General features: G+C 65.9%; 12 protein-coding genes, 2 tRNA genes and 1 pseudogene. 6 read left to right on the top strand and 9 right to left on the bottom strand.

The genetic code is table 11. From position 1 onward, the window contains the following. Nucleotides 1–18: 18 nt before the first annotated feature. The 5 genes and pseudogenes from ACYQR9_RS06510 to ACYQR9_RS06490 form a co-directional block, all read right to left on the bottom strand. On the bottom strand, nucleotides 19–360 hold the full coding sequence (locus ACYQR9_RS06510) for a hypothetical protein (protein ID WP_461229078.1): 342 nt from the start codon (nucleotides 358–360) through the stop codon (nucleotides 19–21). 103 nt (nucleotides 361–463) lie between these two features. After that, nucleotides 464–2,350 (bottom strand): CHASE2 domain-containing protein, encoded by a 1,887-nt coding sequence (locus ACYQR9_RS06505; RefSeq protein WP_461229077.1) that lies wholly within the window; start codon nucleotides 2,348–2,350, stop codon nucleotides 464–466. Beyond that, complete coding sequence (locus ACYQR9_RS06500) at nucleotides 2,347–2,868, bottom strand: FecR domain-containing protein (RefSeq protein ID WP_056428099.1); 522 nt, start codon at nucleotides 2,866–2,868, stop codon at nucleotides 2,347–2,349. Before ACYQR9_RS06500 ends, ACYQR9_RS06505 begins: the two co-directional genes overlap by 4 nt. 22 nt (nucleotides 2,869–2,890) lie before the next feature. Next, complete coding sequence (locus ACYQR9_RS06495) at nucleotides 2,891–3,571, bottom strand: Crp/Fnr family transcriptional regulator (protein ID WP_207410983.1); 681 nt, start codon at nucleotides 3,569–3,571, stop codon at nucleotides 2,891–2,893. 502 nt (nucleotides 3,572–4,073) lie between these two features. Beyond that, nucleotides 4,074–4,747: pseudogene (locus tag ACYQR9_RS06490) on the bottom strand (SDR family oxidoreductase); the annotation flags it as partial. On the opposite strand from ACYQR9_RS06490, the gene ACYQR9_RS06485 reads away from it, so the two are divergent. Next, nucleotides 4,719–4,967 carry a winged helix-turn-helix transcriptional regulator gene (locus ACYQR9_RS06485; protein ID WP_461229076.1) on the top strand — a complete coding sequence of 83 codons (249 nt, stop codon included), beginning with the start codon at nucleotides 4,719–4,721 and terminating at the stop codon, nucleotides 4,965–4,967. The pseudogene ACYQR9_RS06490 and the gene ACYQR9_RS06485 sit on opposite strands and share 29 nt — an antisense overlap. A gap of 176 nt (nucleotides 4,968–5,143) precedes the next feature. On the opposite strand, the gene ACYQR9_RS06480 is transcribed toward ACYQR9_RS06485, so the two are convergent. Continuing rightward, complete coding sequence (locus tag ACYQR9_RS06480; RefSeq protein WP_461229075.1) at nucleotides 5,144–6,319, bottom strand: GAF domain-containing protein; 1,176 nt, start codon at nucleotides 6,317–6,319, stop codon at nucleotides 5,144–5,146. Between the two features lie 277 nt (nucleotides 6,320–6,596). Between ACYQR9_RS06480 and ACYQR9_RS06475 the strand changes: the two genes are divergently transcribed. After that, on the top strand, nucleotides 6,597–8,219 hold the full coding sequence (locus tag ACYQR9_RS06475) for a GMC family oxidoreductase (RefSeq protein ID WP_461229074.1): 1,623 nt from the start codon (nucleotides 6,597–6,599) through the stop codon (nucleotides 8,217–8,219). 441 nt (nucleotides 8,220–8,660) lie between these two features. Further along, nucleotides 8,661–9,470, top strand: coding sequence for a methyltransferase domain-containing protein (locus ACYQR9_RS06470; protein WP_461229073.1), 810 nt, complete (start codon nucleotides 8,661–8,663; stop codon nucleotides 9,468–9,470). Between the two features lie 468 nt (nucleotides 9,471–9,938). Here ACYQR9_RS06470 and ACYQR9_RS06465 read toward each other — a convergent pair. Continuing rightward, nucleotides 9,939–10,013, bottom strand: a tRNA-Gly gene (locus ACYQR9_RS06465). A gap of 240 nt (nucleotides 10,014–10,253) precedes the next feature. Here ACYQR9_RS06465 and ACYQR9_RS06460 point away from each other — a divergent pair. The 3 genes from ACYQR9_RS06460 to ACYQR9_RS06450 all read left to right on the top strand — a co-directional run bounded on the left by ACYQR9_RS06460 (nucleotide 10,254) and on the right by ACYQR9_RS06450 (nucleotide 11,307). Then, nucleotides 10,254–10,940 (top strand): Maf-like protein, encoded by a 687-nt coding sequence (locus ACYQR9_RS06460; RefSeq protein WP_461229072.1) that lies wholly within the window; start codon nucleotides 10,254–10,256, stop codon nucleotides 10,938–10,940. Beyond that, nucleotides 10,937–11,131 carry a DNA gyrase inhibitor YacG gene (locus ACYQR9_RS06455; protein ID WP_311275930.1) on the top strand — a complete coding sequence of 65 codons (195 nt, stop codon included), beginning with the start codon at nucleotides 10,937–10,939 and terminating at the stop codon, nucleotides 11,129–11,131. The genes ACYQR9_RS06460 and ACYQR9_RS06455 overlap by 4 nt, the downstream gene beginning before the upstream one ends. A 100-nt stretch (nucleotides 11,132–11,231) precedes the next feature. Continuing rightward, nucleotides 11,232–11,307 (top strand) — tRNA-Phe (locus ACYQR9_RS06450). 269 nt (nucleotides 11,308–11,576) lie between these two features. Here the strand turns inward: ACYQR9_RS06450 and ACYQR9_RS06445 are convergent. Both ACYQR9_RS06445 and ACYQR9_RS06440 read right to left on the bottom strand, forming a co-directional pair. Next, entirely contained in the window at nucleotides 11,577–12,107 is a 531-nt protein-coding gene (locus ACYQR9_RS06445; protein ID WP_461229071.1) for a hypothetical protein, read from the bottom strand. 293 nt (nucleotides 12,108–12,400) lie between these two features. Continuing rightward, nucleotides 12,401–13,651: an SfnB family sulfur acquisition oxidoreductase gene (locus ACYQR9_RS06440; RefSeq protein ID WP_461229070.1), complete on the bottom strand. Its 1,251-nt coding sequence runs from the start codon at nucleotides 13,649–13,651 to the stop codon at nucleotides 12,401–12,403. Between the last annotated feature and the right edge of the window lie 143 nt (nucleotides 13,652–13,794).

The following is a 13,794-nucleotide window of genomic DNA, read 5'->3' as shown; positions in this document are numbered from 1 at the left end:
GAAGAGCTTGGCGCCCGATCAGCCGCAGACGCGCTCGTAACCGTCGAACAAGGGCGTGTAGACGGTGCGGCAATCGCCGAAATCGGAGCTGAGAAAGTCGCCGCTTGCGGGAGCGACCCAGGGGAGCCCGCCGAAGCGCTGGCGGAACCCGCGGTAGTAGAAACGTCGATCATGCCCGAACCGCCCGTACCCGAACCGCCCGTGCCCGAACCCGCGGTGACCGAAGCCTCCATGATGGCCGAAGCCGCCGTGAAAGCCGCCGTGTCTGAACCCGCGGGCATCCGCACTGAGACTACCGGCAGCCAAAGTCGCGAGCGCGAGACCGGCTGCAATCATCATCTTCGTCGAATTTGTCTTCATCGTGCTTCTCCCTGTTGGGGTGGAAGCACTCTGCCCTCGATGATGATTGATCTCTGTGATCTGGGTCACGAATACCTGAGCGTTCGCCTCGACTCGAAGAATATCACGGCGGAGGTGGATCGTGCCGCAGCCAAACCTCTATCGGCTGAGCGCGTCCACGGATGGCCGCAATCTGTTGCTCATCGAAAATGTCATCCGGTGTATCGATGCCGGCGGCTTTCAGCAGATCGGCGCTCACGGCGAGGCGCGACGTTCTCTCGGAGGCCACCGCCAGCAGGCGGCTCGCGACGTTGACCGTATCGCCTGTCGCCGTGATGTGCTGATTGGTGTCGCTTCCGAGGCGCGAGAGAATGACCGGCCCGTAATGAGCGCCGATGCGCACATCGAGCGCGCGTCCTGCGCCCGCCAGCTCAAGGTCGCGTGCGATCCAATCCCGGGTGCGTCGGATGAGGTCTTCGGTTGCCCGCACGGCGTTTTCCGCTCGCGCCGGATCGGGGTCCAATGCGCCGAACACGACCATCGCGCCGTCGCCCATGAAGTTGACGACGAGACCTCCGTGTGAAGAAGCCGTCTCGTCCACGAGATCGTGGAACGTCTTGAGGATCGTGCGTGTGCGCACCGGGCCAAGGCGCTCGCTCTGGCGGGTGAATCCGGTGAGATCGATGAAGAGAACCGGGATCTCGCGCGCCAGGGGCTCAGCCAGATAAGTCGGGTCCCAGGCGAGGCGATCCGCGAGGGCTGCGGGTTGAAGCTGGCGCAGGGCCTGCTCCGATTGCGCCAGCCGCACGCCTCGGTGGCGATCCAGCATCTGCCGGGCCACCGCACACAGAAGCATCGGCAGTCCGGCCGCTGCGACCGGCAGGGCGGCGCTCAACCAGATGCCATGGCTGAAGGCGACGGTGCCCACGGCAAACCACGCAGCCAGCAAGATCAGCACGAGGATGGACGCCGGGCCAGGCGGCGCCAGCGCGATCAGAAGCACGGCGGCGCCCGCGAGAGTCACGGCCGCCAGGGCGTCGAGCCGCCGCACGCGGGCATCGCGCACCAGGCCGTCCCCCGTGGTCAGGTGGGCGATGCCGGTCGCCAGCAGTTCGACGCCGGGCATCACCGGATCGAACGCCGTGGCAAAGGTGTCGCTGCCTCCGAGTGCCGTCGCGCCGATCACGACGATACGGTCGCTCAGAGATGCCACCGCTGCCGTACCATCCAGGAGCGCGGCGGCGCTGAGGGTCCGGATCGTGCGCCGCGGCCCATAGGGACGAAGAGGAAGATGATAGCCGAGATCGAGCGGGATGACGGCAGAGCCGATCCGGACCTGCCCCTCGCCCAGGACCGGATCGGTCTGGGCGGCCAGGGCCGCCGCGCGCAGGACGAAAGCCGTGGCCACGCCCTCATCCGTCATCGCAACCAGGGGAAGGTGCCGCGGCACGCCCGCAGCGTCCTCGGACACATTGACGATCCCCGACAGCGCGGTCGCGCCGATCCCCGGTATCGGCCGGTGCACGGCGGTGGCGACCGGGATACCGTCCTCGTTCGTCACCTCGTTGAAAACGGCCGCCGCCGCCAACACGGCGGGCACTTTGGCAAGGGCAGCGGCGAGGGCACGATCCGCCTCCGGCTGGCGCCCGTTTTCCAGGAACAGAACATCCACGGCGAGCGCGCGCGGGCGGGCGGCGGCGATCGTCTCGATCAGCCGCGCCATCGTCGCGCGCGAGATGGGGAAGCCTCCGTCCCGGCGGACGATCTCGTCGTCGATGGCGACGATCGCGATCTCTTCGGGGGGTGCGCGCCGACCGGCCAGCCGCATGCGCAGGTCCGTCATGGCCGCCTCGACGTGGTCGAGTGGCGTCGCCCGCCCGGCGATGTGCAGATGGGCGAGCCAGCCGCTCCAGCCAAAAGCGGTCACCAACGCAAGGAGGACGAAGCGCCGGGTCACCCGACGGCGGTTCGAGATCGGCTCACGCCCCTGCATCAGGCCCGCTGCTTTCACTGCCCGAAGCGTTCCAGCAAACCTCTGACGCGTTCCTGCGGCCACCGCCGCACGTCCAGGGGCCCCTGGTCCCCGTCGACATCGACGCCCTCACCCGGGGCCAGCGTGACGGAAACGCCCGGCGCGTTACGGCGCGCGACGACGACATGGCCGCGAGCCACGAACACCGCCGTTTTGGCGTCGGTCACATCGACGGCGTAGACCGTGCCGCGCACGGAGGCAATCGCGTGGGGCGTGAGGATCTGGAAGCCGCCCTTCCGGGGACGCGAACGGGGCGGCAGGGTCACCAGAACGGCGCGGCCGCCGATCTCGGCGCCTTCCAGTTGCCCGTCGCCGTTCCGATCGATCGGCCGCAGCGTGGCCGACCGCTCGGTTTCCAGTGAAAGACCATCCGTGCAATGCAGGACCCGCAGGGGCGGATCGAAGCGTGTCGTTTCCGTGCAGCGCGTTTGGGCAAGGGCGATACCGGGGACGATGCTGGCCGCGAGTGCCGCCGCGACTCGTGCCGGGTTTTTCATGGGTTGGATCCCTTCTGCCGCTTCAGATCCGGGACGGACCGCCGAGGGCCGCCAGACGCTGTGCGAACTTCACATTCACGCGTGAACGCCCAAGATCGATGATGCCGGACCGGCGCCAATCCTGAAGAACGCGGTTCACGCTTTCCCGCGCCGCGCCAACATAAGCAGCAAGCTCTTGCTGCGTCACCTGAATCTCGGCACCGTAATCCTCGGACAACATGATCAGTCGGCGTGCCAATCGAGCGTCGAGGGGAAGCAGCGTGGCTTCCTCCATCCGCTCGCTCATCCAGCGCAGTCTTTGGCACAGGAATTCGATGATCCGTACCGCCAGCGTTGCGTCATGCGTGAGAAGGCCGAGGAAGTCCCGCCGCTCGATGACGAAGAGATCCGTCGCCTCGAGTGCGACGGCCTCTGCGGTGCGGGCATGGCCGTCCAGAAGGGCAATCTCGCCGAAGACATCGCCGGCCCCGAGGAGATTCAGCGTCACGGACCGCCCCTCCTCGCTGCAAGCGGCGATGCGGATCTGCCCGCGACGGATCGCGTAGAGAGCATCGCCCGGATCGCCCTTCTGGAAAAGTACCTCGTTTCGCGCGACGCTCACTGTCCTGCACAGGCCGGCGATGCTTTGGATGGCTTCCTGGCCCAGTTCGGCGAAGAAAGGATTGGCCGCCAGGATGCGGGTGAGCCTGTGTGGCGTGCTCACGACAGCGCCCCCTGAAGTCGCGAGGCCGGGCGCACGTTCGGGACCAGACTTCGCAGACAAGCGATACGTCGACGGTCGAACCTCGGACCGGATCTGCGAGGACGGCGCTCCGCGCGCAGCGTCGCCCCCAGGGTCTTCTTCGCACCGGAACGGGTACTCCCGCCGAAGGCACTGCTCTGTTTCACCGTCATCGTCCGATCCGTCCTGCAGCCTCGTGTCGGCGCGATGCCTCGCCCTATGGCTCTTCATGGACCGGATCGTCCGTGATGAAGGTCACAGAGCGGCGCAGCCAAGTCGTCGCGCGAGGTTAGGCTCGCATGACGGCCCAATGTACAACGGCGTCTCAGTATCTCTCACAGAACTGCCTTTGCGCCGTCGTGCTCCGAGCGAGGGCCGACCGTGGCCGGGAGTTTCGTGAGCACTCTTGGAGCCGGGAGATCTGGCAAGACCGGTCCTTCGGCAAGACTTGCGCGTCTCCTTCGGCTGGGGCGTCGCGCCTTCCTCACACGGTCGGTATCGTGCCCCCATCGATGACGTATTCGGTCCCGCTGATCGAGGACGCATGGGGTGATACGAGGAACAGGATCAGACTCGCGACTTCCTGGGGCTTTGCGGGGCGTCCGAGTGGGATGCCGCCAATGCTGTTCATGATGATCTGCTTGCCCCCTTCATAATCCGTCCCCGCTTCGGCCGCGAGGCGTTCCGCCAGCTGGATCGATGCTTCGGTCTCGACCCATCCCGGAGATACGCGAACGACCCTGACGCCCTTGGGCGTGACCTCCCTGGACAAGGCCTTGCTGTAAGTGGAGAGCGCGCCTTTCGCCGCGGCGTAGGCGGTGGTCGATTCCGGCAGGGGGAGCTGGCGCTGGATCGACGTGACATGCACGACGATTCCGTGCCCACGCTCGACCATGGCAGGGACAAGGGCTCGGTCGAGGCGGACCGCCGCCATCAGGTTCTGTTGTATCTCCCTGTCCCAGGTCTCGTCGTCGAGCGCCGAAAAGCCGCCGCCCGGGGCGCTCGAGCCGCCGAGTACGTTGACGATGATGTCGACACCCCCGAACGCCGCAATCGCTGCCCGGGCCAAGTCGGAGCATCCGGCGGATGACGCAGGTCCGCCGCGACGAATTCCACACGGTCCAGCAGGTTGGCCGGTCTTGCGTGGGCACTCGTCATTCAGCGTCTCCGGTTCTCCGATCTCGAGCGCGCGATCCCGGCGATTTCACAAAAGATGCTGGTTCAGCAGTTACGAGGGTTGGAAGCAGACGGAATCGTGACACGCCTCGTCCACCATCAGGTTCCGCCGAAAGTCGAGTATAGCCTCACGGAGTGGGGGCAATCGTTGTGCCCGATGCTGGACGCGCTTCTGAAATGGGCTACTGCGCGATACACGTAGGAATAAGATCGCGCCGCGGAATCGTCATGCTCTGCAACAGCGGAATTGCTTCGATCACCCGGCCGGATTGAGCCGCAGACGGCCTAACGGGTCGCTCGACGAAGACGCGGGACGCTGCACCAAAGGGGAGATTTGAAGAAAGGCGGGCAACCTCACCCATGACTCGCCCTGCGCCCTCAAGTCAGAGATCGGGCGGGAGGTTTCACCGCATGCTGCGCAGCAGGATCGCGGCCTCGGGCCGAGTCATGCCGTCCCTCCCTTCGGAGGGCCTCGCGCAATTGCCGTTCGGTCGCCCGCAGGCGGACCTCGGAGGAGGCCAGAGCGGCAAGCGCCGACAGAGCCTGCGCCTCACGCTCGTCGAGCACGCGCTGCTTGTAGTCGATCACGCAGAGCGAGCCGACGGGGAAACCTTCGTTGTCGAGGACGGGAACGCCCGCGTAGAAGCGGAACCCAGGATCGCCCGCAACGGCCGGATTACTGCTGAATCGAGGGTCCTTTGCGAGATCCTCCACCGAGAAGACCCCTTTTTGCAGAATGGTATAGTTGCAGAACGCCCAACTCCGCGGCGTCTCCGGAAGGTCGAGCCCAAGGCGTGACTTGAACCATTGCTGCGTCGGCGTGAGTAGGGTCAGCAGCGAGATCGGTGCTTTCAGTGTCTGGCTGGCAAGCCATGTCAGGCGATCGAAGGTCTCCTCGGGTGCCGTGCCCAGGAGCCCGGATCGTTCCAACGCCACAAGCCTCTGGCCCTCGTTGAGGGCGACCGGGAAGGGCAAGGCCCCGGACGGCAGTGCCGTCTGCCCCGTATCGGCCAACGATCGGCGGATGGCCGCCACCGCCTGTTCGGGGGTATCGATGGCGATCACACGACCGAGCCCATCGGACCTTTCCGGCGGCACGGAGGCACCCACGGCCAAAATACGGCTGTGACCTAAGGATGGGTTGGCCACGAGGCTGTGCAGGAGGCAGGACCGTTCGACATCCCCGTCCGCAAGATCGACCACGATGGCATGGGGACGGGCCGAGCCGAGCGCGAACAGCGCAGCATGCAGATCTTCGAAGATCTCAGCCTCGCATTCGGGGACGGCGGCGAACACTTCCTCGTAGAAACGAATTCGGTCTCCCGGTGTGATGACGATCACAGTGGCGGAGGCCGAGGGCGTGCCACATCCACCACCCTCGATGAGCGCTTCGATATCCGTCCGATACACACGGCGATGCCCACCCGGCGTCTTCCAAGACGGAACCGAGCCCCCCTCGATGAGCAGCTGAGCTGTGCGGACTGAAACGCCGAGCAGCTTGGCCGTCTGGGCCGTGGTGAGGATGTCCTTCTCCATCGCCTTCACTGTGTCCACCTGCTGATCCCGCCGACGCGAACGGCGCCGTCGGCAGCAAAAAACGAGCCCTAGCAGGGAAGCCGTCCCCGCGCAAAATTGGCATATTTGCTAAATCTGATAGATTTGATATAGCGACGCTTCCCTGTAGCGGTTCAGCTAAGAGCCTCAGACGGGTGCACCGTCTCCCGAAGCCGAATCCAAGCAACTTCAGCATTTCGCAGCGGAAGCCACCAAAGACCGGGGGAGACTGTCTTTGTCCCTAGTGACCACAGTTTTACGGAAGAGGAGGCATGAAATGGTGAGCCACCCCTTTGATGAAGACCGGGATTTGTCTCGTCGTGCGCGGGAGAACCAAGGGCGCCTGATCGCCGAGTTGAAGCCGCACTACGATTTCATCGTGTGCGGCGCTGGCGCGTCGGGCTCCGTCGTCGCACGGCGGCTCGCGGAGAACTCCGAAGCGCAGGTGCTGTTGATCGAAGCCGGCGGCAGCGATGACGCGGAGGCTGTGCTCGACCCCGCTCAATGGCCCGCCAATCTGGGCAGCGAGCGGGATTGGGGTTTCCAGGCGCAACCGAACCCGCATCTGAACGGTCGTGCCCTGTCGATGTCGATGGGCAAAGGTCTCGGGGGTGGCTCCAGCATCAACGTCATGGTGTGGGCGCGCGGGCATCGCAGCGACTGGGATTTCTTCGCCGAAGAGGCTGGCGATCCCGGCTGGGGTTACGACAATGTCCTCGAGATCTACCGTCGGATCGAGAATTGGCAGGGGACGCCCGATCCCGCCTATCGCGGCCAATCGGGGCCGGTCTGGGTCCAGCCCGCCTCTGATCCCAGTCCCATTGCATACGCGATGCTCGATGCCGCCCGCGAGATCGGTATCCCGACCTTCGAGCACCCGAACGGCCTGATGATGGAGGGGCCGGGCGGCGCCTCCATCTCGGACATGCTGGTCCGCGACGGCCGGCGCCAGTCGCTTTACCGGGCCTATATCCGCCCCTGGCTCGACCGCCTCAACCTGACGGTCTTGACCGACACGACCGTTCGGCGCGTGCTGATCGAGAATCGGCGCGCCGTCGGGGTCGAGGTGGTTCGCGCCGGGCAGGTCCTCACGATCCACGCGCGGTCCGAGGTCGTGCTGTCACTGGGCGCGATCCAGACGCCCAAGGTCCTGATGCATTCGGGCATCGGAGATCAGGCGGAACTGACCCGTATGGGAATACCGGTGCTGCAGCATCTGCCGGGCGTCGGGCAAAACCTTCAAGACCACGTGTCCTTCGGATGCATCTGGAATTACGAAGAGCCTATCGCCCCGCGTAACAGCGGCAGCGAGGCCACCCTGTACTGGAAGAGTCGTCCGGAACTCGATGCGCCGGACGTGTTGTTCTGCCAAGTCGAATTTCCCGTCCCCAGCGAGCGGACCTCGGCGCGCGGTGTGCCGGCACATGGCTGGACGATGTTCGCCGGTCTCGCGCATCCGGCGAGCCGCGGCCGGCTGCGTCTGACGAGCGCCGACCCCTCGGTGCCGATGGCGATCGAGGCCAACATGATGTCCGAGCCCGCGGATATGGCAACGGCCCTCAGATGCGTCGATCTCTGCCGCCAATTGGGAAATGCTCACGCGTTCCGGCCCTTTGTCCGCAACGAGGCCGTGCCCGGCGACCTCAAGGGTGACGCGCGCGAAGAGTTCGTCCGTGATGCCGCGGTGACCTACTGGCACCAGAGCTGCACGGCCAAGATGGGCCGTGACGCGATGTCGGTCGTCGATGCGTCGCTGAAGGTTTACGGGATCGAATCCCTGCGTATCGCAGATGCCTCGGTCATGCCGCGTGTGACCACGGGGAATACTCAAGCGCCCTGCGCCATCATCGGGGAGCGGGCTGCACAGATGATCCACCAGGCTCACGGCCTATCATCGTAGCGCAGCCATGCGCCGCGCCGACGGACGGCGTTCGCGGTGAGGATATCGGCAGGATGGCGGTTCCTGGATGCTCGGTCATCGACACGATTGTCCCAGGTCTTGGCGCCATCCTGCGTGATGCCGTGAGCCGAGAACGGATGATTTCATGCATCGTCGAGCAGATGCATAGCATCATATCGGCATCATCAGAATTTTTGTCAGTGCTCCAGGCTCAAGCGCGCTTGTCGTCTACGAAATTTCGAATGATCGCCGGCCGGTCATCTCCGCGCGCATGAATCGATCTTGATCCAGGCACATCGGATCGGTCGCAATCATGCGAGATCCTTCTCATTCACAGGTCACGACCAAGTGTCGCGATCGTCGCACTGGTGGTCCCCGATGAACGTCCATGCTGTCGAACGCAAGCTGCGGCAAATGGGAGATGAGGCAAGGGGGCTCGCCGTGATCGGTGCGGTCTTACGCGTGCGGCAAGGAGCGGCAAAGGTTCATCCGGAGGTAGAGCGCCGTCTGCTCGATGCGGTCGCCGCCTTGGTGCCGGGAGGCCTGGATGAGCTCGATCAGGAGCGGATGTCCGCTCTGCTGACATCCGCCACCCACGCGCTGGAGGAAGCACGGGATCTGCTCGAGCATCCGGACAGGCCTCCGCTCTGGCAGGTCAGCGATCCTGCGATGCTGCAGGCCCAAGGCCAAGCCTCGCGCGGCGTCGTACGGCGCTTGGCAGCCTTGGCGGCGGAGCGTCCAGCGCTCGCGGCCGCGCTTGGCGGGCATTTCCTGGACGTCGGCACCGGTGTCGCCGGCATCGCCCTGGAGGCGGCTGCGCAATGGCCTTCGCTGCATGTCGTTGGTTTGGACATCTGGAAGCCCGCCCTCGATTTGGCCCGCGAGAACGTGGCGGCGAGCCCTTTTGGCAGCCGCATCGAACTTCGCCTGCAGGATGTGACCCGTTTCGATGAAGTGGCGGGCTACTCGCTGACATGGCTCCCGACGCCCTTCCTTTCGCAGGACGCGGCCCGGACAGCGCTCGATCGACTGACGGCTGCTCTCCGACCGAAGGGATATCTGGTCGTGGGGCTCTATGGCCCGCCGGCGGAGCCCATCGGAGCCGCACTGGCGGCCCTGCGGTTGGCCCGGAGTGGCGGGCATCTGTGGGATTGTCACGACATGGAGGTTGAACTGCGCTCCCGCGGGTTCACTGCTGTCGAGACCTGTCGCGGACAGCCGGTGTCGCTCGTCATGGGACAGGGCGCATAAAGCGCTCATCCCTCAGCCTGACCCGGTACGCCCGCGCCGTCATCGGCGACTGGTCCGGCATCGGCGACGCGTGCGGCGACCCCGCCCCGGGCACCCCGGAGAACATCGACGCCCTGATGGCCCGTCGGGAAGCTTACGAACGGAATTACCAACTCGTGTTCACCCCGGCCGTCGACGCGAACACCGACCAGGCCGTCGACGCCGCGGCCTGAGATCCACCGCATATCGTCCTGAGCGGGCGCCGATCTCGACCACATCGGGTCGGCTGCGGCGCACGCACGGACATCGACGACGCAGCGCTACTCGCGCGGCGCGGACGGAAAATCACGGGTGGTAGCGAATCTTCAGGTCGCGCATCGGGCCGTGAAGAACGGGGCCTGAACAGGCCTTGGGGAACGCGATGGCGAACATGGGGAACGCGAGATCAGCGGAAGGGGGCCAGAAAATCTGACGCTTCAACGAGTTAGTTGGAGCGGGCGATCGGGATCGAACCGACGACATTCAGCTTGGGAAGCTGACGTTCTACCACTGAACTACGCCCGCATGCCGGTTGCGGGAAGGCCTCGACAGCCTCCACTCGTCCAGCAGAGCGGACCATATCAGAGCGGCCCGCTTTGTCCACGGCCTGGCGAGGGCGCGGCGCGACGGTTTGCGTTTCCAAGGAGCGGGCTTTCCGATAGCGTACCGGCCGGTCCGGCATGTCGATCCGGCACGCCAAGCGGGCCGCTCGCGACCGGGTCGGCCCGCCCTCTCCCCCAGCCTGCGGATTGTCAAAAAGCACCAATGGATATCTCTTCCGCGCAGGGCGGCACGCACGCCACGATGAATGACGCCTCCGGCGAGACGCCGCGCCGGGGCCCTCGCCTCGTTCTCGCCTCCGCCTCACCGCGCCGGCTGGCGCTGCTGCAGCAAGCGGGCATCGAGCCCGACGCCCTGCTTCCCGCCGATGTCGACGAGACCCCCCACAAATCGGAAGCGCCGCGCGAGTTCGCACGACGCCTCGCCAGGGCCAAACTCGACGTGGCGGGGGACGCCGCCCGCCGCCGCGACGACATGCGCGACAGCTACATCGTCGCGGCCGATACGGTGGTGGCCGTGGGACGGCGCGTCCTGCCGAAGGCGGAACTGGCCGACGAGGCCACCGATTGCCTGCGCCTGCTCTCCGGGCGCCAGCATCGTGTCTACACGGCGGTCTGCGTGCTCTCGCCCAAGGGAAGCCGCCGCGAGCGTGTGGTGGAGACGCGGGTGCGGTTCAAGCGTCTCTCCGGCCGCGACATCGAGCGCTACATCGCCTCGGACGAGTGGCGGGGTAAGGCGGGCGGCTACGCCATCCAGGGTCTCGCCGGTACCTTCGTGGTCAAGCTCGTCGGCTCGCACAGCGCCGTCGTCGGCCTGCCACTCTACGAGACGATCAGCCTTCTCGAAGGCGAGGGCTTTCCCGTGCGGCAAGGCTGGGGGGCGATGGCATGAGCCGGGCCGTTCCCATCAAGCCGAAGCCGGAGCCGTGCCCGATCTGCCGCAAGCCCGCACAGCCGGAATTCCAGCCCTTCTGCTCGGCCCGCTGCGCCGATATCGACCTCGGCCGCTGGCTCACCGACCGCTACGCGATCCCCACCGAGGAGGACGAAACCGAGGACGAGGACCCGCCGCGTTCGTCCTGAGCCGATTCCATCGCACGAAGCGCGCAAAGGAGGCTGGACAGGGCCCCGCCACCTCACTATACCCCCGCTCCAGTCGACGGCGCCAAGCGCTTCGGCGGGGGCCCAGGTAGCTCAGTTGGTAGAGCATGCGACTGAAAATCGCAGTGTCGGCGGTTCGACTCCGTCCCTGGGCACCATCTATTTTTTTAAGCCCGTAGTTTCGCTGGATTATCCCGATCGGCTCCCGCACCAGGGTAGTAGGTCAGGGATAAATGAGCGCCGAGCGGGCCAGCCGGACTTTTTCGGCGGTGCGTGTGTAGACCGCGCTTTCCCGGCTTCCGGGCGTCCACCCATAGAGAGCATTGCGCTGGGCCACCGTAGCTCCAGCTTTGGCAGCACGGCGCGCCGGAGTTCCGTAGACCGTGCGTTGACCCCGCCCGCCGGCATCACGACAGATCTTGTTGAATCAGTTCCCGTACGATTCTTTCGTGAAGGCCCGGCCGTGCTCGCTGATGATGAAGGTGAGATCTCCGGTCGGCGGCGCTGCGGTCGGCTCGGCCAGCATCGGGAGGATTGGCCGCAGGACGACGTTTCCCGTCTTTTCCGTGCGAATCGACAGCTCCCCGCTCCGGACGTGCTGGCAACCGATCTTCACCGCATCGCCGCGCCTGAGGCCCGTATAGAGCAACACGTCGAAGGCGAGGCGCTGGCGGGTGCCGACCGGCCACTTCGCTTCGAACCGGACTAGTTCGTCCTCCGTCCAGCTATGGAAGCGCACGTCGTCGTTCGCGCCCGTCAACAGCTTGACGTTGAGGGTCGGGGCGACCGGGACAAGCCCCCGATCCGTGGCCCAACCGAAGAGGCCACGCATGGCCTTCAGGAATGTGTTGGCGGCGTGCGGCTTGTCGCGGCGCTTATCCCGGCCGGCGAGAATCACCCTCCGATCTATGGTGGTCAGAGTCTCCGAACCGGCAGTTTCCTGGATGGCGCGGTACACCGTATGCCGCCTGCGCGTGGAGACGCTGAGGTCTGACCATTTGGCGCTATCGAGGCATTTCTCGATCAGCCACGAGAGTGCCCCTGTGGCTGGCCCTTTGTACCTCGGCGGGCGCTCCCTCGGGCGCGAGGCCGTAGGGTGGCTGCTGCCATTCGCTTCCTGCGCAAAACAGAGCTCGGCCATTTCGGGGAGAACGTCCGCTTCCTTCGTTCGTCGTTGGAAAGCGGACGGGTCACCATTTCACGACGAAATGGTGGGTTCAGGCACGAGCGCCCTTCGTCCGACTCCTTCCGTCAGCTCCAGGCGTGGAACGGCGGGTTCACGCCGTTGAGGGCGTGGTTGCCGATGATCGCGTATTTCCAGCGCACCGGGTCGTGGAGGGTGTGGGTGCGGGCGTTGCGCCAGTGCCGGTCGAGGTTGCTCTCGGCCAGGGTCGAGCGGGTGCCGGCGAGCTCGAATAGCTTGCTGCTCGCCTGCACGGCGATCTCGGTGGTGAGCACCTTCGATTCGGCGACGGCGAGCTGGGCCGCAGCCACCGTCTCCGCGCTCGGGTTGGCCACTGCTTCGTCGAGGGCGAGGCCGGCTTTGTCGAGGATGGCTTCGGCCGCATGGAGTCGGATCGTCAGCTCGCCGATCGCCTGGATCGTATAGGGATCGTCGGAGGCGCGGTCCTGGCCGCTATCGACCCAGGGGCGGGTCTTGGTGCGGACGAAGGCGATGGTGTCATCGATGGCCTCGCGGGCGATGCCGGCATCCACCGCCGCCTGGATGATCTGGAAGACGGCTCCATCGGAGCGCGGCTGCTCGTAGCCCTTCCAGGCCGGAACGAGATGGGTCTTGGGCACACGGACGTCGTCGATGAGGACGGTGCCGCTCGCCGTGGTCCGCTGGCCGAAGGCCGACCAGTCGTCGATGACGGTGAGGCCGGGGGCGCCCCTGTCGGCGATGGCGTACCAGGCGCGCCCCTCGCCGTCGAGGGCGACGATGGGGACGAGATGGGCGAGCAATGCCCCCGTCGAATAGAACTTCTTGCCGCGCACGATGACGTGTTCGCCGTCGTCGACGAAATGGGTCTTGAAGTCGGTGGCGCGCGGGGTGCCGATCTCCGAGAAGGCATTGCCGAAGCGGGTGCCCTTCAGGACCTCGCCGAACAGCAGCGCCTGCTGCTCCGGGTCGGATACCGTACGGATCGCCGCCACGATGCCGAGGTGGTTCTGCGAGATCTGGCCGATCGAGGGGTCGGCGGCCGAGATGATGGCGACGACCTGCGCCAGGGTCTTATAGGACACCTCCGGCCCGCCGAAGGCCTTGGGCACGTTGATCGACCACAGCCCGCTCTGCGAGAACGCGTCGAGCTCGGCATAGGGCCGCCGGTTGGTCTGGTCGCGTTCGGACGCGCCCTCGCGGAACTCCTTGGCGAGGGCATGGGCGACGCGGATCGCCTCGGCATCGTCGCGGATGACATGGGCGGGGGATGCCGGACGGGGAACCGGCGGCGCGCCCCGGGCGGTTTCGAGCGACTGGGCGCTGACAGCGATGTTCATGGATGGCTCCAGGGTACCGGGCAGGCGATGGGCTGGTTTGAACGGGCGTTTGAAGACCTCAGCCGGATCCCCCTCTCGTCGGGGGCGAGGCAAGCGGAGGCGAGGCCGAAGCGAGGGTGAGGGGGCGATTCCGAAAGAGGCTC

The sequence above is a fragment of the Methylobacterium sp. CM6241 genome (assembly GCF_054817845.1).
The sequence above is the reverse complement of the archived record's forward strand: the minus strand, read 5'-3'. Positions and strand labels throughout refer to the sequence as shown.